The organism is Ruegeria sp. AF7 (assembly GCF_056541885.1).
Genome location: NZ_JBQFYX010000017.1, coordinates 43,324 through 64,117, shown reverse-complemented (window position 1 = coordinate 64,117; position 20,794 = coordinate 43,324). Strand labels below are relative to the sequence as shown.

Sequence of the window (20,794 nt, the reverse complement as noted above, 5' to 3'; positions counted from 1 at the left end):
ACACGAAGATGGACAGTACGGTCCGATACCTCGGTGTCGAACTCGAGGATGCCTTGGCCATCGCTGAAGCCATTGAAATCTAGTGCAGTTGGGTCGCCTACGCGGGCGGCCTTTAGCCACAGTTCATCCACCCGCGGTTGCGCCGCGGTGCGGCCCGCCATTCCTGCCATTCGCTGCAACCGCAAAATCAAGAACGCAAGAAACTGAAAGTGTGCGGGACAAAACGGTCAGTCAGGTTGAAGGTAAGTGGATATTCTCAGGACTTTGCCCTTGGCTGGACGTAACGAACGAAGAGGCTGTTGCCCTGTCTCTTCGTTTCGAAGCCTTTGATCGCAGCTACGAGATCGCTCAGTTTTCCCTTTCCGTAGGTCCGAGCATCAAAATCTGGATGTGCAGCGACTACTGACTGGCCAAGTTGCCCAAGGTGAAACCACTCGTCATCTTGTTGGATACGTGCCATAGCATCCAAGAGTAACTTTGCCGCTTTTTGGGGCTGCTCCTTTGCAGAAGCTAGTTTCTTGGCTTCGCCTTCGTCTGCTACAAGGTTTTCAATAAAAATGAACCGGTTGCACACGTTCCGAAGTGGCTCCGGAGTTTTTTTCTCTCCGATGCCAATCACCATTAAGCCATCCTCTCTGAGACGATTGGCTAAACTGGTGAAATCACTGTCGGAAGAAACCAAGACAAACCCGTCGAACCGACCTCCATGTAGGATGTCCATCGCATCTATCACAAGACCAATATCGGATGCGTTCTTACCCGACGTATTGGCGGTCTGCTGGTGTGCAACAAGACCCAGCGATAAGATTACCTCGGACCAACCTTTCAACCGACTACTGGTCCAATCGCCATAAACTCGTCTAAGCGCGGGTTCGCCTATTGAAGCGACCTCCTTGAGAATTGCTTCCGCAAATTTGGCTGGTACGTTGTCGGCATCAATCAGCGTCGCCAATAACGGTTGAGCACGTTCGGTCATCTGGTTGGCACCATGATTTGTCTACTCTTGTCTTAACTTGTCGCTACTTATCGAACTGCCGACACGAAAACCAGAACACTCACAAAAACAGAGACCTGGAGTTTACTTAGCGGTCAGCGATAGGCTCGCATCTGCCCTTCTCTGCGACAAGCCCGAATTGGTACTATGAGCCCCAACCGGACCTTAACTGCACTTTGAGTTTTTGCTCGCGCAGAAGGCTCTAAACCACGCAAACCGGACCTTCCCACGCGCTTCTCAGATGGCAGGGCAGCGGACGAAGTTGCCGTTTGCTGCGGCTGCGCCAATGGCTGCTTTCCCACCAGGAGGTGGTCAAGCTTCACGTTTGCTTACTGTCGTCCTTAGGCTTTGAATTACGATTTCTATTGTCTGTTTATGAATTTTTCTTCTGTCCACACTTTCATGATCTGAAAAGATGTCCTCTTTCCCAATGAGCGACTTGTCAGAAGGGAAATCCAAGAACGTGTAGTGTCCCACGTGTCGGCCAAGGCAGCAGAGATGGAACTTGTCGTTCTGTGAAGCAAGCCAATCGGCACAATGCTCTGATGGCGCTTCATCATCGGCACCTCCGGTAAGGATAACAGCAGGCAACTGAATTTCAGTGATTGAGGTGGAAACGAATGAACGGATTGGTGGCGCTGGTGCAATCGTAACAACAGACTTAATCCGAACGTCTGAGTAATCATTGCTATGACGTGCCCAAGATACGCGGAATGCATCCGAAGTTTCCATCAGCGTTGGAATTTGTTCCGCTGCATCCGGAAACTCTCTCGGGCCACCTTCAGTATTCTCGTTGGCCCTGCGCCATGCGTCAAACTCATCCAAAGAAGTTCGCGCACCTGACAGGGCCAAGACCGTATGTCCCCCAAGAGAGAACCCGAGTGCTGCTACTTGATCGAGGTCCAATCTGTTGGCGAAGAAGCCCTTCGACCCAACCTCCGAAAGCAGTATTGACAGGTCGGTCGCTCGTTCCCACCAGCAAAGAAAGCCCTCGGCGCGATAAGGCTCCAAGCCAGTGTTGCCATGGTGATTTGCGCCCAAGACCGCATAGCCTTCCGATGCCAGCGCGCGGGCGATCCAACCAAGGCTTTCAGCTGTGCCACCAGTACCATGTGATAACAGTATGACGGGAAAAGTCTCCTTCGGGGCCAGTGTGGCTTCCCAGATAACTTCTCCAAGTTCAAAGAATTGCCCCGGAGGCCGTTCAGTTGTCTCTACATCTTCGACTGGATACCATGCTGACCAAGCGATTGGGCGGTCTGCATTGTTTTGCCAATTTGAGCGCGTCACATCCCAAATCACGCCGGTTCGATAACCACAGTTTACCATCGTGAGTCTCCTTCATCGGCAACGCTCTGGAAATTTCTAGGAATTTTCAATAAACATTCTGCTCAGTTGGTAAGTTCCTCGAAGCCGGCATTCGCCCACACCGCAGCATCGGTCAAAGTGGGCTCAGTGCCGACTTCGGAGCAGTCGCAGTATCCGATCGCCAGGCGTGCAGCGGAGGGATGAGGACGGCCCAAACCTGCCCTTCACCTATTGGTCGAGATGCTGTGGCTGCAACCCGCTTTGCCAACTTTAGCCATAGGCACGAAGACGACCTTTGCTCAAACTGGAAGTTTGCGGGACGAAGACAGCTTTCGCTGCACTTGCGCGGGCGGCAGCTTGAAGTGCTGGCTCACAGCAGCACGATCACAGCGGTTCCCGCAACTGCCAAGGCCGCCCCCAAAACGGCTTGCAGGCGTGGGACCAAGCCCTCCTTAAACCAAAGAATTGGGAGCACGAGGACGGGCGACAGCGAGCCAAGAACAGCGGCAATGCCCGCGTCAAGCAACTCAAAGGCATATAGCAGCAAAGTTGAAGAAATGCCGTAACCGATGAAGCCTGGTAGAATGGTACGACCTAGCAGAAGGGGTGTCGTTGCGGTCTGAGGCTTGAATGTTTCCGTAGGCCACAGAGCAACAATAGAAATCAAGAATGCAGCCCCCAACAGGCGGAGCGCGGACGCGGCCAAAGGCTCAGCTCCCGCAAGCATTGCCGGTTTCATTACTAGGAAACCAAAACCCTGAAATGCTGTCGCGGCAATGCCAAGAACTATGATTGTTGCCAAGCTACCTGTCGTGACATCGCTTTTGGAGCGCTTGTCGCCCCCGAAAAAGACCGCAAGTCCAACTCCAAACAATGTGATCGCTGCTCCAATCAGATCATTCGTGCTTGGCGCTTCTTTGAGCCACAGATATGCCATCAGACCGACGAGAGGTGCCTTAAGAGAAAGGAGAAGTTCGGTGCGGCGCGGGCCTCCGCGGCGCAGACATTCGATCATTGTCAGATTTCCTAATACAATCCCAATGCAAATACTCGCTGCGAATGAAGGCCAGTATTCCCATCTGATGGATTGCCAATAACCAAGCAAACTGACGATAATTGTGAGTATCGCAGAACAGGCGATCAGTTGGATTCGGGTGAATTCAAAAGCGCCCAAATGGCGCGCTGGCCATTGCGCCAAAACGATGCCTGTCGCCCATCCCAAAGACGCGCTAACCGCCGCCAGCACAGGAAGAATCAACATGACAAGCCTCCACGGAATCGCTACATAACTAGTAGCAGTAAATCGCTACAAAAAACATAGCAACAGGGAGGCCGCCTATGCCATCAAAAATGCCCGTCCCAGGACAGCCTGTCCGAGGCTCAAAGACCGGCAAACCAATCATGGCGCTTTTTGATCTGCTCGGGCGAACCTGGGCGCTCGGCATCATCTGGCAGCTGGCAACTGGGCCATTGACCTTCCGGCAGTTGCAAATTCGTTGTGAGACCGTTTCGCCAACCGCGCTCAACACGCGATTGAGGGAGCTCCGCGCGTCTGGTTTTGTCGAGGGAAGCAGCGAGGGATACCGCCTGACAGAAATCGGGCGCGACCTTTTTGTCAAACTGAAGCCACTTGGAAAGCTCTCTCAGAGATGGGCTGAAGAGTTATATCCCGGCGATAAAGGGAATCGAAATGACAACCCATGAAGCAACCATTTTCTGGAGTTTTGTGACAGGCGATTTCGCAAGAGGCACTTATAGTCGGGCCCACCGATGGGAATTTGACGGCGGCGCTGTTTGTCAGGCATCGGCATCACCGCTCGTCGTTCCGCCGCCATTCTCAAACCCCGAGGGGATCGATCCTGAAGAGGCGCTGGTCGCGGCGATTGCGTCCTGTCACATGCTCTGGTTTCTGGAAATCGCGCGCCGCGCCGGATATGTGGTCGCCTCTTATTTGGATAAAGCCATTGGGAATATGGAGGCAAACGAAAAGGGGGAGCTTTGGTTATCGCAAGTTCATCTGAGTCCGAATATTTCTTGGACAGGAGAACCGCCGTTGCCGGAGACTCTGAAGAGTCTGCATCACGAGGCTCACGGGAAATGCTACGTCGCAAATTCTGTCAAAACGAGGATCGAAGTTCACTCGGCTGAGGTATAACTGGGCTTCACGGTCAGTTTCGCAGAATGCTGCATCAAGCAAAATTGGCTCAGAGCTGACCTGGGAGGCCGCGCAGCAATCCTGTGATAAGGTCCCTCGTCAACGTCGCGTTGTCGCTCTGGGAGGCATGGCGGATCGGAGGGTCAGTTATGGGAAAACCAAACCTACCAGCCCTTCGCTCACTCCGCCCCGCTTGGAGAAAAGGCCGCATCGTCGGTCAAAAACGGTCGCCGAAGCCAAAGCATGTCTGGACAATCCGTGTTCGTCTTGAATTGGCAGAAAATCATCGCGAACTCGCACTGTTCAACATGGTGGTCGACAGCAAGCTGCTTGGCTCTGACCTTGTTAAGATGAAAGTCGTCGACGTCATGGCATCTGGCCAGATCAAAGAACGGGCTTCCGTATTGCAAAGCAAAACGCAAAAACCAGTGCGCTTTGAGATATCCGAAGGCACAAGCGCCTCGGTCGAGAAGTGGATGGAGGATGAACTCATGATCGGCTCAGAGTACCTTTGGCCGGGCCGCTTCCATGAGCGTCTTCATATCACACCTCACATCACACCTCGCCAGTACCCGCGGAACGTCCGCGATTGGGCCACTTCAACCGGACTAGAGGCGAGCGCATTTGGCACGCATTCGATGAGGTAAACAAAGGTAGCCCAGATTTACAAGAAGACCGGCAACGTGCGGTGCGGTTCAACTCTTGCGCGGACACACCAAGATGGACAGCACAGTCCGGTACCTAAGCGTCGAACTTGAAGAAGCGCTAACCTTCGCCGAGGCCGTTGAAATCTAACAACTTCGGGCCGTTGTCGCTCGCGGCCCACAGTTGCCTTTGGCCATTTGGCGGCGATGCGGCGGCGCGGCCCGTAAGAGTAGACCTTCGCAACAATTGCAAAATCGAATGGACATTGAAGGTTGGGACCGCGGACGAAGCTGTCATTGAGGCCTGGTTTTTATTTCGCTTTGTCTAATCCCTCGGCAAGTTGTATGCATCGGAAAAGGGGGGGCGCGAGCGTGGGGCGAAAGCTGGCGGCCATTTTGATGGCTGATATGGTCGGATACACAAGTCGGATGGAACGGGACGAGGCTGGCACTCTCGAAATGCTGTCAGCTCATATCGAGAACGTCGCTGCGCCGCTTGTCGACCTTTATCACGGTCGTATCGTCAAACAGATGGGCGACGGCTTACTGGCGAGCTTTGAAAGTGCGGCGGATGCCGTTGCTTGTGCCGTTAAATGGCAAAATACGCCAGTGGCAGGCCCCGATCCAATACGCTTCCGCATCGGCGTCACTCTCGGTGATATTATTATGCGCGACGGTGACGTCTTCGGATCGGGTGTGAACCTCGCGGCGCGGCTGGAAAAGCTAGCCCCACCCGGCGGTATACTGGTATCCGAAGCGGTTTATCGAGTTGTCGGCAATAATCTTCCAATCACCTGGGAGGATGCCGGAACTCATAATGTAAGGAACGTCGCCGAGCCGGTGCGTGCCTGGCGAATTGGCGGGTCAGTTCAGAGGCGCCCGGAACCGCCTCAACCAGCGTCGTCCGGAAAAGCCACGATTGCGGTGCTGCCTTTCCATAGCCTGAGCGGTGATCCAGAACAGGCCTTCTTCAGCGACGGCATCGCGGAAGATGTCATAGTGGGTCTGTCGCGATTTCGCACACTGCAGGTTGTTTCACGTAATGCGGCCTTCCGGTTCAGAGCACAAGATATCGAGCCTTTCGAAATTGCTAAGACCTTGGGCGCTGACTACTTGGTCGAAGGCAGTGTCCGGAAGGCTGGCAGCCGCGTGAGAATCTCGGTACAGCTCGCTGACGGTCGTTCAGGCGCGCAACTATGGTCCGAACGTTATGATCGCGAACTGGAAGACATTCTTTCCGTTCAGGATGAGGTGACCCGCAGCATCGTTGCGGTTCTGCCGGGACGTGTACAACACGATGTTGTCGGCCGTTCGGCGCAGAAGTCGACAGGCGAGATGAAGGCCTATGAATTGATGCTTAGGAGCAAGGCGCTCCGCGATAGCCTGAATGCCCGGGACACAACCAAAGCCAGAGCCCTACTGGAACGGGCAATCGCACTCGATCCGTCCATCGCTCGATCCTACATGTACCTTTCAGATACCTATGTGATTGATCTTTGGCTCGGATTGGCAGATCCCGATGCGCCGTCCCATACCTTGACGATCGCCCGAAAGGGCGTGGCACTGGACAACCGTGACGTCTACATCCAGGACCAACTCGGGTTTGCCTATCTTTGTGCCGGACTTTGGGATGAAGCCGAGGCACAGTTCAACAAGACACTTTCAATGATAGAAAGCGAGGCGGAGTCGATGGCTTGGTGCGGTTATGCTTTCCTCCTGCTCGGCTACCCAGAGAAAGCGCGTGAGGTCGTAGGGCAGGCGATGCGGATGGACCCTCTTCATCCACCTGCGATTGACTGGATCATGGGGCAGATCGAATTCTTCAACAGCAATTTTGAGGCGACGCTCGGGTTTTTGATGGGAGCAGCGCGGCTCAACTCGCTAGCCACGGCGTTCGTTGCGGCTTCCTATGCTCAGCTTGGGCGGGACAAGGAAGCTTCAGCAACATTGAGCGAGTTCATCACTGAACGTCACGATGAGTTTTCAAGCCGCGGTATCGAGGCCGGCGAAGACACTGTCGAAAGCTTAGTACGCGGATTTCAGTCCATGTGGAGGCGGCCAGATGATTTCGAGCAGCTTACCGATGGTCTGCGGCTTGCCGGTTTGACAGATTAACGTGGGGTCTAGCCCAAACCGGCCATTGAGCTTTACCAACCTATACTGCAATGCGGCCCGTCGAACCTGCCGTTCGCCGCAAGCACAAAATCAGAGACGGGCTGAACTGACGGTGTTGTCAAGTTAACTGTCGTTCGGTTGCCGATGATATGATTTGGGGGTAGGTGACGTCGGTGAAGTCATCATCAATCTGCTACAAGCGTCACCGATTTCCTCCTCAGATCATTGCGCACGCGGTGTGGCTGTACCTTCGCTTTAATCTTAGCTTGCGGGAAGTTGAAGAGATGCTGCTGCAGCGCGGGATCGATGCTTCTTACGAAACTGTCCGGCGTTGTGTCATCAAATTCGGGCCGGCGGTAGCTCGAAATCTGCGGCAGAGACGGAACCGTCCAGGTGATGTCTGGCATCTGGATGAAGTTGCCGTGAGAATCGCGGGGCGCAAGTATTGGCTTTGGCGTGCGGTTGATCAGCATGGCGTCGTGCTGGAGGAAATCCTCCAACCCAGGCGGGACAAATGGGCGGCAAAACGGCTGTTGCGCCGCCTGATAAAGTGTCTTGGTTTCATTCCCAAGCGGGTCATTACGGACAAACTACGCTCGTATGGTGCCGCCAAGCGAGAGGTCGCGCAAGGTTTGGATCATTGGTCGCACAAAGGCCTCAACAATCGAGCTGAAAACAGTCATCTCCCTTTCCGAAAGAGGGAAAGGACGATGCAAGGCCATCGTTCTCCAGGAGGGTTGCAAAGGTTCGTAGCGACCCACTCAGCAATCCGCAATTGCTTCAGCGTCTCCGCTCGCCGTCGCTCCGCCTTAACAATCCGATATCACCGCCTCGAAGCAATTTACGCCTGGAATGCCGCCACTCAAACAGCCTGAATTTCATAAAACAGTATTCCATGGCTGTTCGGGGGTTAACGTGACAACACCCAATCACCTGGCCACGCTGATGAAACGATCCATGCGACACGGCCGGTCTGATTATCTGCCCGACCGCGAGAAGGCACCTCGTACGTCCGGCCCTGTTCCAAGCCAACCGGCGACGACGGCGGCGACGTGGCGTATGATGCGAACCCGCTGCGTTTCTCCGCGCCTGACGGCTTCAAGTGCCTGCAATCCCGTATACGCAATCAGATCGGCATCAACTTCGTCTTCCGACGCCAGCACGATGCCAGAATGTGCATCTATGACACGGATCGCGAAACCGATATTGTGAACACCGACCTGATAGTTCGAGTAGCGGGTTTTTTCAGTCAGGGCGTGGAAGCGATTGACTGTCACTTCTACACGAACAGCTTTTTGACCATGCAGACCGACAGTCCCACGCGTAACTGCATCCTGCATGATACGGCCGACTTGTTCATATCTGTCTCCGGGCGGGTCTTCTCGCCACACAATATCAGCGTCAGGTGCAAAGGTATTCGCCTCCGATACAGAAAGGCTTCTTGGCACTGTCGATACGACACCCACAACCTTCCATTGAGCGGCCAACTGCCGATCCGGAGGTTTATGATAATCAGTGCGCCATGTCTGACCACAGCCGGACATAAGAAGGATTATCGTCAAGGCAACGACTTGTACAAGCCCGGTATTCATGATGTCTCCACCGTTGCGAAAATAGGAAGTCTCTTTGTGCGTTCGGTGTGGCTGGCAAGACGAGAAACGGCTTCATGAATTCGAGCAAAAAGGTGTATTCTTCCTCTTTCCGCTTCGAAAATTGCGGTCCGGGGCATCGTGCTAGCACACTGTCGAGGTTGTGCGAAAATTCAACTGGCAGATTAAAGATTGCTCATCGCGTTTCTTTGAACGGTCCCGTTCGTCAAAAACCGGCACTGCAACAGATGCAGTTGCTATCTCTTGCGTCGTTAACAGCCCGCGCACTGTACTATACGCATTTTTTGGAACGCAGATCGTCAACCCACCGAATTTTCTTAATGAGATGCTGTCCACTGTTACTCACCAATACCGTTACCCTGGTCCGATCTAACGCCCCTGCGGCGAAGGTGGTTGCGCACATCCACCACCTTCGCCAGCTAGACACTCCGCATAATGACTTCCTTCTGCGTGCGCATGTTGAGTGAGTGGTACATGCAGTGTTGTATTTGGAAGCCGCAAGACAGCGTGCCTTGAGACCATTCTGCCTTGGGCTGAAATATCTAGTAAATCCCGTTGTCGTGAACTGCCGCGAAAAGTCGCGAACTGCCTGTTGGCTGCGACAAGGGCTCCGCGATGCTTCCTGGCACTGGCTTGGTTGAGGCTACCGCCGAACTCGTCGAAAGAGCGGAGCGCGACGGTGTTGACGGTAGTATGACCAATTCGGCAACCCATCTTTATAAAGATGATGCCAGCACTGAGGGGTTCGCTGTGATGCGCTGTGCCGGTAGTTGTAAATCGCGGCCTGTCGATCAAGGTAATGAAAAGCGGCGAATGTGAACAAAGGCACAAAGAACGCTTTTATCGCTAGCCCAGTCAAAATCTCCCACACCAATGCCAAGATGATAAGAGCTACGATGACTGTTATCCGACGGTTGAACGGTCGCGCTATCGCGGTTTCCCGGACGTAGTCGCGGTATTGCTGCGCTTTGCAACTGGCACAGAAAACCATTGAACTACACTCCAGATCCTTCCGGGAATGTCGGGAATCAGACTCAGAACACCACCACCGCCAGGATGGCACCCCATATAAAGGCACCGAAGAAAAATGCTGGCACCAACCACCATCCGCTCGGCCATGACCTTTCTTCCGGGGTTTCGCATTTATCCGTAGCGGCGCGGCATCGCGACCCGTTGGTCGCGACTTTGATTTCACACGAAGGTGCAGTGGTGATCCTGCTGGCAACTGTCATTCCTCACATCCCCGAAACGAGCGCACCGTCGCTGAGCAACTTCGGGCGCTCCCTACTTTACTCTTGGTGACGCGTTCTGACCGCAGGAGTGCGTGTTTCGCGTCAGCAACGATGTTCGAAAGTTAATGCAGCAGTGTAAAACCGATTGTCGCAGCATGCCTGCGAAATTCGTTAAACTCCTGATAGCTAACGCGAAATGGTCGATAACATCGCGAACCACGCGGACTAGAAAATGATTGTAAACAGCAAATCAGGAGAGGAGAGAGTAGTGTGTCGCGCGCAGGTTTGCGTCACGGAGAATCCTTTACCCACATCTCGACCCATGCAAAGACACTGGCCAGGAAGCTTAGGAATTTCTGTATGATAGGATTGCCTGGAATTCTTTTGCCCTGCTCTTGGCAACGGGAATCCGATCCCCGTTAAGAAGCTCTGCGACGCAGCCACCGCCTGAGCGCTTTTCCAGAGTCTGAACCGCGTCAAAAGAGACCCAGTGCGATCTGTGACATTGGTCTCCCTTTTCGGATGCCAAGAGCTTAAGTGCGTCAGTGAAGGCCATTCTGACAAGGGCTGTGCCGGCGGTTGTTGCTATCCGGATGTAGTGGTCTTCTGCCGATACGGATAACACCGTCCCCCTCTTGTCCAAGGGAACGTGAATAAGTAACTTCCGGTATCCGTTTTCCGGCACAAAAAGCGGATGCTCAATCGTTACATATTTGAAGTATGTGGAAATGGCACCTATCGCGATTACCAAAGGAAAGCAGATCGACATCTGCAATACTTCCAGTTTCACTGGCTCTGGGAAAAATGAAACCACTACAATTGGTGTAATAATGCAGATAATCGAATACACGCACACATTTGCTATGAGGCTAATAAAATGCCCGAAACGAAACCTTACATAGTAGAAGATGTATTTAATAGTTAGCGTGGCAAAAAAGTAATGAGCAATCGTACCGAAAAACCACAAAAGACTAACCAGTATTTTCAACTGAGACGCATCGCTACCGAATGGCCTGGTGATAGGCAGAAATATCAATAACACCAGATAGCTGGCGACGATCTCTGGTGATTGCATCGCGACGCGCCCGAACAACCTACTGACTTCCCACTCACGCTTCTTTCTTATTTCTTGCGTCGTATCAGTCGTAAATAACTCTACCGCAGCGTGTTTTAGAGCTTTTTGGTCGGTTTGCAGTTTTCGGATTACCCGCGTAGTAAGACGAGATATTTCTTTATACAGAGCAAAGATCCCGGTTCTTTTTTCCGGTAACCCTGCATCGCCATTTAGCTCGGCATTCTTTTGCGTCATATTGCACACTTACAACGATCAGAACGGCACATAGCTTCCGCCTCTTTTTCTGACCGCCCCGATTTAATCAAGGCGACTTGTTCCGACAACCAACCATTAATCACGAGGCGTGTTTCAGGTGGTGAGATCTGTGTAATTGACACTTAAAGGCAATAAACGCCGCTTCAGAGTAACCCCTCAAATTTGACGTATCGAGTGTCAATTCGGATATTCGGTGTCGAACCAATGCCCGTCAGAACCGAATATTGTTCTTCACTCTAATTTGGGCGCAGCTTCAGCGAAAATCAGTGCATTGCGACAGATAGAACGGCTTTGCGTTTCGCAAAAGCTCTGGCTCGTTCGCCGTAGGCAAGCTCTGGGGCCCGGCACTGGGTCAGGACTTGTCTCATTTCAGGGAATATCTGCGCCAACTCGCAGAAAGCGGAATGCCCAAGCGCCCGCAACCCCATCGGGCCGGGATAGAAGCTTTCGCTTGGCGCACCTTCGGCAAAGATGATCTCGTGCTGATCAAACATGATGTGATAGTAGCAGACGGACTTCTTTCCATTCGCGATACGGATCGGCCCCTGCGCTTCTGCTAGATGGCAGGCCCGGACCAATTGCTGACCGCCTCCGCCAGTCGGGGTATCCAGCACCATGCCGTGCTGGCGCGAAACCAAAAGATCGCGCTTGTTGCCAAGTTGGCCTGCCGGGATCAGAACCGGACGAAGATTGGGCATCGTCTGAAGTTCACAAGCGTTCAGTTCCCGGCAACCAATCCAGCGGATCGGTTTGAGCCCGTTGTCCATCGTGACGACAAAATCCCCTACCTTGAGATGTTCGACCGGAACCTCGCCGTTGGGTGTAAGGATCATCGCCCCCTTGGTGAAACAAACCACGTTCGTGTTGTCGAAAGTCAGATTTGAACCCGCAACGGGGACACCTCCATTTTGTAATGTCAGGGTGGTATTGGCGTCCCAGCCTGCAAAGGTGTCGTTCAGAATGCCGTCATCGGCTTGGTCAGCTTGCAGCCATTGCAGCGGGTTCTTGATAACAAGCGGGTCGATGTGCCCGGCAAGAACTGCTGCGTCATAATTGGCCTGGCTGTAGTAACCGCTCAGATCAACAAAGTCGTTATTCGACTGATCGCCATCCCTGATTGATCCGGTGTTCCCGGTGTTGAAATCGGTGATCGTGTCGTTGCCTTCGACCACAAGGAAGGTATCGTCACCTTCGCCACCGCAAAGCGTATCATCGCCTAAAGTTGGATCCCCCAACAAGGAATAGTCATAACCCTGAACGCTCGAAAAGGCTGTAGCCGCATCTCTCGGAGAGTTGTCTGTTGGGATGAATGTTATATCGTCGCCGGGCGATACATCCGTTGGAAATACGAGATAAGAACTATTAGAGGTATCTTGGTCAAAAGAGACGACCTGAGCCCATCCGGTTTCGCCTGTTGTATTGTTGACATACTCGACCTGTGCTACCGCATGGAATTCGGATCCTGCGGTATAGGTCGTTCCAAAGACCGTGACATCACTTGTCGTGACCTGAGGGCCACCGCTGTCCACAGGAATGCCGGGGACAAGGGCGCTGCCACTGAAATCTTCCAGCGCATTGTCGTCATCGGACACCGTTACGACAACGCTTGCCCCCCCGAAGGTTGTCGTGCCGCCCGTACTGAAAGCATCAGCAGCATTTGTACTGCCCGCCGGTACACCTGGGATTTCGTCGAGGGCATATAGGTTGAGATTGAACGTACCTGGAGCGGAGCCACTGGAACCACCCGAAATTGTATCGTTCCCGTCGCCGCCGCAGACCGTATCATCGCCTGCGCCACCGTCGAGCGTGTCATTCCCTAAGCCGCCGTCAATGGTATCATTGCCCGCCCCGCCATCAATCGTGTCGTCACCACCACGGCCATCAAGAATGTCATCCCCATTGTGACCGCTCAACACATTGGCGCCGTCCGTCCCGGCGATTGTATCATCGCCAAACGTCCCGGTCGCATCTTCAAAATTCGTGACTGTCTGGGTGCCAAATGTCGCGCCGATTATGTCGGCGGTTCCAGCGGCAAGATCAATGTCAACTGGGGTCGCCTTCCCTATGCTGCTGTAATCAATCAGGTCGGTTCCATCGCCACCGTCAATGGTATCGTTGCCAAACCAGGCCCTTACGGTATCATTCCCTGACCCAGCGTCGACAGTATCTGGTGCAGCATTAGACGCATCTAGCAAGTCGATATAGTCATCTCCGGCACCTCCATTGATGGTGTCAGATCCGCTCCCACCAATGATGGTATCATTACCATCGCCACCATCGACAATGTCATTGCCAGCGCCCGCATCAATTGTGTCGTTGCCGCCATTGCCGTTGATTGTATCGTTGCCAGTGGTACCGTTAAGGACGTTGTCGTTGTCGTCTCCGTTGATTGTCGCCATTAGCCTAATTCCTCACGCTCTAAACTATTTAGTTGCCCCCAAGTTTGGATCTCGCGGGGAAGGATCTCCGCGTCACAAGCAAAAGAAGCCTCGGCAATCGGCTGCACAGTTATCGCCATCATGTGACTGACCACGAATGAACCCGGTCAATCTGTTGTGCAGCATTACCTCCGGATTGAAGCGACACATGGGAGGACCCAGAGGTCGGTGTTTTCTCGGGACAATGGGATGGCTTCAGGAACGTATCCGTGGCGCCGACGATCAGGGTGCAGGACGTCTTGTATCCCGCTTCGCCTACGAAAATCGCTTTGGAAATCGGGGCAACCGTCCGGTCAAGGCAACCATCCGGCGTCGTCGCGGGTGAGACACCACGCCTACGCGCGTCAGGCGCGAGGCCGGATACAACGCCACCTGATCTTGCGAAGCCTCCCAAGAGCACGCTGGAGACGCCGGAATTGTACTGTATGCAAGGATCAGTAACCGTGCAGAGCCGTCCTGATCTGTAGTTGGAGCACGAAGCGCCCGGCCCTGACGAACCAAGAAGCTGTGGCATCTGCCCAAGCGCGTTCCCCGGAGACAAAGCGTCTCTGGCGAATCCCGCTGGGGCATGGGTGTATCCGTCCTTACGTATCAACAACAGCAACCACCGAACCGAGCAGCCACCCACCCCGGCCGCAAAAAAATCAGACCGCAAAGGCCTGCAAAACATAGTTAATCAGTGTTTTCTGGCAGTTCCAAATGACCCGGCGACATTGGGCCAATAATGTCGTTCCCCGTCTCAGATTACCTTTTCTGTCTCAACCGGAGATACGCAATTCCACGCGGCATCCCTGATTGTGTAACATTGTGGATCAAACCGGATCTTCGTCCGGCGTGAGCCGGAGCCACCTCATCTTAACTACGAAAAACGGTGTGCGACTTTGGGCTGTAAGCGTCTTCGCCACCTTTTCAAGATGGGCTGAAAGGAAGCTGCTCGAGGCCGACTACACAGCGCCTTGTCTTTGGCGCTTTTTAAGGAAGGTTCTTAGAGGGCGACCGAGATGGGTGTTACAAAAATCATTCAATGCCCGCCGAGAGCCAAAGCCCAAGGCTTCGTGATCCAGATCTTTGTGGTTTAGATAAGAGAGGTGGACCATCAGGTATTCACGGCGCTCCTGATGCAAAACCTCTTTGTAACTCAGCCCCTCCGATCCTAGATGGCGGTGCATGGAACTGCGCGACATGCCAAGCTTTGTTGCCGCATCTTCCGCCGAAAGCGGCAGCGGCATGCTATTTCTCAAAAGGGTCCGAAGTTTCGGCGAAATCCCGTTTGTAGAGCGCGGCAGGTGCGCGATACGTCGGATTTCCGTCAAAAGAATCTTATTCAGGGAATCATTCCGGTAACCCACGGATTTCGACAACAGATCGAACGGATACACCACATGACATTGTTCAAACGGTTGATCGAAGAGTATCTTAGATGTTGCAAGCTGTTGCAGCGTCTCGGAATAAGAGGACTTGGGAATACATGTTCGGAAAACGATACGTTTCGTTTCTTCAGGGGCATGCCTTTTAAAGAATGCGGTCTGACCCAATACGAAGAGCGTAAGAATAATGTCCCAGTTGCGTCGAGATATTTCAATCGACGGGGCTACCCTCGCGACCATCCCTTCACTTGCCGCTTCCAGGCTCGAGCAAAAAACCGGAAGATAGGCGGTTTCTTCCGACATTATCTCTTTCAGGGCCGTCGCCACGTTTGCGCTGGTCTCAATGAATGTCGAAATCAGTTTATGGGAACCGTATTGCCACAGACTGGTCGCAAGTAGCGGCCAATGCTCTCCAATGATTCGGTCGGCGGCTTCGAAGGCGTTCCAGATCTCCTCCAGGCTCGCATCCAATTGATTATTGTCCGTCCAGGGCAGCTCATGCCCAAGGATCTTACCGAACTGCCCCCGGAATTGTTCCCGGAAAAACGCAGGAAATACAACTCTCGTTTCGTCGTGGTTCGTCATAACCGACTGATCTCACTGGGGTTTGTTGCGAAGTTTACCGAAGTTCAGGGAAATACATCCGACCTGCTTCGTTATGCGCCCAACTCGGAGAATTGGCGAAACGGACAGTGTCTTGGTGTGAATTGACCTTTAGCGTCGTGTGATCTGCTGCGACGCCTCGCTCATGCATGATCTCTTCCAGATCGCGATATGACACACCGTATCGGACATAGGAGAACACTGCGAAGAGGATCACATCTTTCGGATACTGCGCGCCTTTGAAGGAAGTCATGAACTGACTTTCGGCTGAATTACACGGGCGGCTGTTCACTCTCTGCATTCCCGAGCGTCAATGGTCAAAGCTTGCAACAGGTCCGGCATTTGTCGCCTTAGGGTCACGACCCAGCCAGTCAAAACAAAAGCAGACTGCCCAGAATGACGTTTCTCCCTGTCCAACTTATCCTTTATTTACAGGGGCAAAGGGGCGGTCGATAGGTTACAATTTGTTGCAAGACTTGTTAAATTGTTCCACTCTGTCGCACATGTGCGACAGGGAAAAACTACAGGTTGATACAAATAGTCGGTTCGTCAAAACATCCCGCGCAAAACACTCTTCCGTGCTACGTGAGAACTTAAGAAAACCGTTTGCAGTTTATCGCAGAGCAAAGTGGATCAGTTAGAAGTTTTGCCAACTTGTGCAAGATGAACCGGGTTCAGATGAAACGATACCTTAACGGCAGTTCAGTACCCAGAACCGAGCTGCTGGCACAGATAGAGAAGGTTTTGACATTCCCCTCGACTGGTTCTTTTTAGCCGGAGACACCGAGAAGCAAATAACCGAGCTCGAATTCGGCGCGGCTTTGAGGCATCTGGTTGCTCAAAGGAATGTTGAAGTTCCTGAGCGACCGTCCTGTCCAGGCCAGTAAATCGGTTTTCACTCACCTATAGGGGGGGCCCTTTGGTGCGAGACCCATGGAGCATAGGCAAAGATACGCCTGTGCATCCTTTGTCAAACATTGCAAGAGCTTCCCTGGAATCCACCCGAGCTACCGGGAGTCATTCCTCCGAAGCGGCCAATAACCGCTTGATGTAGTCAGGTAAATCGGACAACTCAAACCGTCCACATCTTCGCCCCGCCTTTAGCAGACTTGAGGTGTCGGTTGGTACCTTCTCTAGTACGCCCTTCACAAAGATTGACCTTCCGGACATCTCTGGATGAGGACAGTAAAAGTCACCTGCAAAAACAGGTGTTGAAACAACTCTGCGATTAACGAAGGTTTGTTTCGTAAGATGACCGTGAACGACGATATTTTCGGCACCGTCGAAGGAAATCATGCCGAGGTTGCCGCCACTCATGAACAGTGTATTCCTACAATCATTACGACCTCCCCACGCTTCGGCCACTTCTCCATACTTTCTCGCCACTCGAATCATGCTTATGCGCATCTCGTGGACGCCTTCATCACAGTAGACTTTGCCCAGCAACACTTCTGCCTTGGTGTTGTCCGTAAACATCTGCTTCCAGAAAAGATAGAAACCTTCCGGCATATATGGTTCTAGAACCTGAAATTTCCCACCGACAACTGCGTTCCGGAAAGACATCCCAAATTTGAGCTCTGCAAGGTCTCTGCCCGGCTCTCCAGTTTCAAAAAACCAATCCAAGGGGATTGCTAGGCGCTTTCCAACCTGAGCCAAAAGTTCGGCCCTGGGCACCGACGTTCCGGCCAAATATCGGCTCATTTGCGTACGGTTCACACCTGCAACATCAGCCAAGAATTTCACTGACCCAACCTGTTTAGCGAGGTGGTTTAGTCGTGCTGCCAGCGCGTCCCGCATATCTGATTGGCTGGCTGTATCCCTTGTCATCTTCAACCTCTTTTCCAGCGAGAGCAGGGGAAAAGTTTACTCATCAACACGCTGTGTGTCTCCTAAAAGCTGAACCAGTTTCAAAGGTATATACGCTATCGCACGCCTAGTGGTTCAGAATCTTGCTCAGAAAATCCTGCGCTCGATCACTTTCCGGGTTGCTAAAAAACTGCTCGGTGGGACGGTCTTCGATTACCAGACCAGCATCCATGAACACCACCCGATCCGCCACCTTGCGTGCAAAGCCCATCTCGTGCGTAACAACCATCATTGTCATACCGTCCTTTGCCAGTTCGACCATCACATCCAGAACCTCATTGATCATTTCCGGATCAAGGGCCGAAGTCGGTTCATCAAACAGCATCGCAATCGGATCCATAGCCAGCGCCCGGCTGATGGCGACCCTCTGCTGCTGTCCACCTGAAAGCTGCCCGGGAAATTTTTCGATATGTGGCAGGAGCCCAACCCGATTGATCAGAGCTTCAGCTTTGGCGTTGGCCTCGTCACGTGACCGGCCCAGGACTTTCTGCTGACCCAGACAAAGGTTCTCGCGCACGCTCATATGTGGGTAAAGTTCAAAGTGCTGGAACACCATACCAATGCGCGAGCGCAGCTTGGTAAGATTGGTGCCTTTTGCGGTAACATCCACGTCTTCAACCTGAATGCGGCCCTGCTGCACCGGCTCCAGCCCGTTAACGCATTTGATAAGGGTGGACTTTCCTGATCCGGACGGACCGCAGACCACTACAACCTCGCCTTTTTTGACGTTGGTGGTGCAATCGGTCAGCACCTGAAAGTTGCCGTACCATTTAGAGATGTTTTCAATGCTGATCATGCTGTTTTGGCCTTCTGAAGGTGCCGGACAACAAGTGAACCGGCGAAGCAAATGCTGAAGTAGACAAGGGCGGCGAAGATATACATCTCAGCAAGCCGGCCCTCGGTTCGGGCGACAATAGATGAGGCGGTCATGAAGTCGCGCAAGCTGACAACAAAGACAAGGCTGGTATCCTGGAACAGAATGATGCCCTGCGTCACAAGGATCGGGATCATGTTCCGGAACGCCTGTGGCAGAACCACATAGCGCTGGATTTGCCAGTAGCTGAGGCCAGTGGCCTGTCCGGCATGCACCTGTCCTTTGCGGACTGACTGGATGCCTGCCCGGATAATTTCTGAATAGTAGGCCGCCTCGAACATGACAAAGGCGATCAGCGCCGAATAGAAGCCGCCAATCGGCCGACCCAAAGCAAGAGGCACCAGGAAGTAGAACCAGAAGATCACCAAGATCAGCGGCACCGAGCGGATCAGGTTCACATAACCTGCGGCGAGCAGAGCCAATGGCGCGATACTAGATAGCCGCATCAAGGCAAGGCCGGTCCCCAAAATGATACCGCCGATCACAGCAAGAAAGGTCAGCCATAGCGAGAGCTGCAACCCCTGCCACAGAAATGGAAGATTGTTCCAGATGACGGAAAGATCAAAATCACCCATAATTCAGCCTTTTCCGACAAAACCCGGGATGCGGGTGTATTTTTCAAGTGTCTGCGCGATGACTGTCGCACCAAGAGCGATGACGACGTAGATGACCGTCGCTGCGGTAAAGGCCTCAAATCCTTGAAAAGTGTATTCCGCGATCTGCTGGCTTTGCGCCGTCAGTTCAAGAAGGCCGATGGTCAGCGCCAGTGAGGAATTCTTGAAGATGGTCAGGAATTCAGAGGTCATCGGCGGCACGATCAGCCGGAAGGAAATCGGCAACAACACGTAGCGATATGTCTGCGCAGTCGAGAAGCCATTGGCATAGGCTGCGCTGGTCAACCCGTGACCGACGGCATTGATCCCGGCACGAACCTGTTCAGCAACGCGGCTTGCGGTGTAAAGTCCTAGACCGATAACAGCCGTAACATACTCGGGATTTGGCATGTCCCGCTTCATCCAACGACCCAGATCATCCGGAACGATCTCAGGCATGACGAAGTACCACAGGAACAGTTGTACAAGAAGCGGCACATTACGAAAAAGTTCAACGTAGGTGGTGCAAAGTAAGGCAACAGGCCGCGATGGCAGTGTGCGCCCGACGCCAATTAGAACACCGACGGCCAGCGCAAGAACCCAGGCCACAAGCGCGACCGCAAAGGTCCACCCCAGCCCCGATATCAGCCAGCCAAGGTATTCCTCTTCAAAGAGGACACCCCAGTTCCAGTTGTAGTTCATGCTTTCTACCCTGATAAAATGGTGCCGGGCCTCCCGCGCACGGTGCAGGCCCGACAGTGTTGCTACAGGAGGAGGTTATTCCGGCAGTGCATTAAGCTGGAACGCAGCCTTCAGCAGGTCTGTCTGACCAACACCCAGCGGATCGAACCACTTGGCATAGATGTCGTTGATCTCACCCGAGCGGAACACATCTGCCATAGCCTTCTTGCCGATCAGTTCAAAGGCGCTGTCGTCGCGGCGCACCATCAACGCATAGGGATCGAAAGACAGGAAATCGCCGACCACCGCGAAATCTTCGGGGGTCTTGGATTTTGCAATGAGCCCGAACAGAAGGATGTGATCCGTGGCATAGACATCCACACGATCAGTTTCCAAAGACAACATGCCCTCGGCATGGTCCCGCACCGGAAGAACCTTCACGTCCAGCCCCAGCTCTTCAATTGCGGCCTTGACGGCACGCTCGTTGGTGGTGCCCTGCGCCAACGCAACGGCCTTGCCGCCCAGATCTGCAACCGAATTGATGCCGGAGTCTTTACGGACCATCAGTTTGGTACCGGTGATGAAGGTCGTGGGCAGATATTCGACCTGCTCCTGACGGGTCAGGTTGTTCGTGGTCGAGCCGCATTCAAGGTCAATCGTGCCATTGGCCATCAGTGCGATCCGGGTCTTGGGGTTCACCGGCACATATTTGATCGTCAGTTCCTTACCCAGCTCGGCGGAAACCGCTTCGACCACCTTCATGCAAAGGTCGATCGAATACCCAACCGGATTTTGGTTCTCGTCCAGATAGGCAAACGGAACAGAGCTTTCCCGGTGTCCAATGACAATTTCGCCCGAGGCGTCAATCTTGGCCAAAGTTCCCGTGCGATCCTCAGCCACAGCCGGAGCAGAAAAGGCCAAGGCAAAAGCCAATACGGCCGCTGGTTTCATATATTTCATGGTTTTCTCCCTTAGTTTCTGTTG

16 protein-coding genes and 3 pseudogenes are annotated in these 20,794 nt (G+C 53.2%); 6 read left to right on the top strand and 13 right to left on the bottom strand.

The annotated features are described in order from the left end of the window. Positions 1–83, top strand: a pseudogene (locus ACR0AP_RS18010) (integrase); the annotation flags it as partial. A 173-nt stretch (positions 84–256) separates the two neighbouring features. Here ACR0AP_RS18010 and ACR0AP_RS18005 read toward each other — a convergent pair. From ACR0AP_RS18005 to ACR0AP_RS17995, 3 genes are all read right to left on the bottom strand, one after another. Continuing rightward, complete coding sequence (locus ACR0AP_RS18005) at positions 257–976, bottom strand: NYN domain-containing protein (RefSeq protein WP_113789668.1); 720 nt, start codon at positions 974–976, stop codon at positions 257–259. Between the two features lie 330 nt (positions 977–1,306). Continuing rightward, a complete protein-coding gene (locus ACR0AP_RS18000) occupies positions 1,307–2,323 on the bottom strand; it encodes an alpha/beta hydrolase family protein (RefSeq protein WP_480508389.1) in 1,017 nt (338 codons plus the stop codon). Positions 2,324–2,672: 349 nt separating this feature from the next. Next, positions 2,673–3,563 carry a DMT family transporter gene (locus ACR0AP_RS17995; RefSeq protein WP_480508387.1) on the bottom strand — a complete coding sequence of 297 codons (891 nt, stop codon included), beginning with the start codon at positions 3,561–3,563 and terminating at the stop codon, positions 2,673–2,675. A gap of 140 nt (positions 3,564–3,703) precedes the next feature. Between ACR0AP_RS17995 and ACR0AP_RS17990 the strand changes: the two genes are divergently transcribed. From ACR0AP_RS17990 to ACR0AP_RS17970, 5 genes and pseudogenes are all read left to right on the top strand, one after another. Further along, entirely contained in the window at positions 3,704–4,006 is a 303-nt protein-coding gene (locus ACR0AP_RS17990) for a winged helix-turn-helix transcriptional regulator (protein WP_480508385.1), read from the top strand. Next, entirely contained in the window at positions 3,993–4,457 is a 465-nt protein-coding gene (locus ACR0AP_RS17985; RefSeq protein WP_480508383.1) for an OsmC family protein, read from the top strand. Before ACR0AP_RS17990 ends, ACR0AP_RS17985 begins: the two co-directional genes overlap by 14 nt. A gap of 149 nt (positions 4,458–4,606) precedes the next feature. Continuing rightward, positions 4,607–5,252 (top strand): annotated as a pseudogene (locus tag ACR0AP_RS17980) (tyrosine-type recombinase/integrase). Positions 5,253–5,446: 194 nt separating this feature from the next. Beyond that, a complete protein-coding gene (locus tag ACR0AP_RS17975) occupies positions 5,447–7,216 on the top strand; it encodes an adenylate/guanylate cyclase domain-containing protein (protein WP_480508381.1) in 1,770 nt (589 codons plus the stop codon). Between the two features lie 173 nt (positions 7,217–7,389). Next, positions 7,390–8,091, top strand: coding sequence for an IS6 family transposase (locus tag ACR0AP_RS17970; RefSeq protein ID WP_480508379.1), 702 nt, complete (start codon positions 7,390–7,392; stop codon positions 8,089–8,091). Between the two features lie 102 nt (positions 8,092–8,193). On the opposite strand, the gene ACR0AP_RS17965 is transcribed toward ACR0AP_RS17970, so the two are convergent. The 10 genes and pseudogenes from ACR0AP_RS17965 to ACR0AP_RS17920 all read right to left on the bottom strand — a co-directional run bounded on the left by ACR0AP_RS17965 (position 8,194) and on the right by ACR0AP_RS17920 (position 20,770). After that, a complete protein-coding gene (locus ACR0AP_RS17965) occupies positions 8,194–8,808 on the bottom strand; it encodes a DUF6778 family protein (RefSeq protein ID WP_480508377.1) in 615 nt (204 codons plus the stop codon). Positions 8,809–10,404: 1,596 nt separating this feature from the next. Continuing rightward, complete coding sequence (locus tag ACR0AP_RS17960; protein WP_480508375.1) at positions 10,405–11,367, bottom strand: LytTR family DNA-binding domain-containing protein; 963 nt, start codon at positions 11,365–11,367, stop codon at positions 10,405–10,407. 284 nt (positions 11,368–11,651) lie between these two features. Then, complete coding sequence (locus ACR0AP_RS17955) at positions 11,652–13,787, bottom strand: Hint domain-containing protein (protein WP_480508373.1); 2,136 nt, start codon at positions 13,785–13,787, stop codon at positions 11,652–11,654. Positions 13,788–14,770: 983 nt separating this feature from the next. Further along, positions 14,771–15,778 (bottom strand): hypothetical protein, encoded by a 1,008-nt coding sequence (locus ACR0AP_RS17950; RefSeq protein WP_480508371.1) that lies wholly within the window; start codon positions 15,776–15,778, stop codon positions 14,771–14,773. A 130-nt stretch (positions 15,779–15,908) separates the two neighbouring features. Beyond that, positions 15,909–16,049 (bottom strand): annotated as a pseudogene (locus ACR0AP_RS17945) (IS6 family transposase); the annotation flags it as partial. Between the two features lie 764 nt (positions 16,050–16,813). Further along, the gene (locus tag ACR0AP_RS17940; RefSeq protein ID WP_480508369.1) at positions 16,814–17,623 is read right to left on the bottom strand and encodes a helix-turn-helix domain-containing protein; all 810 of its coding nucleotides are present in this window, start codon (positions 17,621–17,623) and stop codon (positions 16,814–16,816) included. A 106-nt stretch (positions 17,624–17,729) separates the two neighbouring features. Continuing rightward, positions 17,730–18,458: an amino acid ABC transporter ATP-binding protein gene (locus ACR0AP_RS17935; RefSeq protein ID WP_480508367.1), complete on the bottom strand. Its 729-nt coding sequence runs from the start codon at positions 18,456–18,458 to the stop codon at positions 17,730–17,732. Continuing rightward, complete coding sequence (locus ACR0AP_RS17930; RefSeq protein WP_480508365.1) at positions 18,455–19,111, bottom strand: amino acid ABC transporter permease; 657 nt, start codon at positions 19,109–19,111, stop codon at positions 18,455–18,457. Before ACR0AP_RS17930 ends, ACR0AP_RS17935 begins: the two co-directional genes overlap by 4 nt. 3 nt (positions 19,112–19,114) lie before the next feature. Further along, a complete protein-coding gene (locus ACR0AP_RS17925; RefSeq protein ID WP_480484727.1) occupies positions 19,115–19,831 on the bottom strand; it encodes an amino acid ABC transporter permease in 717 nt (238 codons plus the stop codon). A 75-nt stretch (positions 19,832–19,906) separates the two neighbouring features. Continuing rightward, a complete protein-coding gene (locus ACR0AP_RS17920) occupies positions 19,907–20,770 on the bottom strand; it encodes an amino acid ABC transporter substrate-binding protein (RefSeq protein WP_480484728.1) in 864 nt (287 codons plus the stop codon). Between the last annotated feature and the right edge of the window lie 24 nt (positions 20,771–20,794).

Coding starts and splice junctions, on each gene's coding strand:
- ACR0AP_RS17995 (WP_480508387.1), bottom strand. CDS start 3,563: ATGTTGATTCTTCCTGTGCTGGCGGCGGTTAGCGCGTCTTTGGGATGG.
- ACR0AP_RS17940 (WP_480508369.1), bottom strand. CDS start 17,623: ATGACAAGGGATACAGCCAGCCAATCAGATATGCGGGACGCGCTGGCA.
- ACR0AP_RS17960 (WP_480508375.1), bottom strand. CDS start 11,367: ATGACGCAAAAGAATGCCGAGCTAAATGGCGATGCAGGGTTACCGGAA.
- ACR0AP_RS17990 (WP_480508385.1), top strand. CDS start 3,704: ATGGCGCTTTTTGATCTGCTCGGGCGAACCTGGGCGCTCGGCATCATC.
- ACR0AP_RS18000 (WP_480508389.1), bottom strand. CDS start 2,323: ATGGTAAACTGTGGTTATCGAACCGGCGTGATTTGGGATGTGACGCGC.
- ACR0AP_RS17985 (WP_480508383.1), top strand. CDS start 3,993: ATGACAACCCATGAAGCAACCATTTTCTGGAGTTTTGTGACAGGCGAT.
- ACR0AP_RS17965 (WP_480508377.1), bottom strand. CDS start 8,808: ATGAATACCGGGCTTGTACAAGTCGTTGCCTTGACGATAATCCTTCTT.
- ACR0AP_RS17935 (WP_480508367.1), bottom strand. CDS start 18,458: ATGATCAGCATTGAAAACATCTCTAAATGGTACGGCAACTTTCAGGTG.
- ACR0AP_RS17920 (WP_480484728.1), bottom strand. CDS start 20,770: ATGAAATATATGAAACCAGCGGCCGTATTGGCTTTTGCCTTGGCCTTT.
- ACR0AP_RS17930 (WP_480508365.1), bottom strand. CDS start 19,111: ATGGGTGATTTTGATCTTTCCGTCATCTGGAACAATCTTCCATTTCTG.
- ACR0AP_RS17950 (WP_480508371.1), bottom strand. CDS start 15,778: ATGACGAACCACGACGAAACGAGAGTTGTATTTCCTGCGTTTTTCCGG.
- ACR0AP_RS18005 (WP_113789668.1), bottom strand. CDS start 976: ATGACCGAACGTGCTCAACCGTTATTGGCGACGCTGATTGATGCCGAC.
- ACR0AP_RS17925 (WP_480484727.1), bottom strand. CDS start 19,831: ATGAACTACAACTGGAACTGGGGTGTCCTCTTTGAAGAGGAATACCTT.
- ACR0AP_RS17955 (WP_480508373.1), bottom strand. CDS start 13,787: ATGGCGACAATCAACGGAGACGACAACGACAACGTCCTTAACGGTACC.
- ACR0AP_RS17975 (WP_480508381.1), top strand. CDS start 5,447: ATGCATCGGAAAAGGGGGGGCGCGAGCGTGGGGCGAAAGCTGGCGGCC.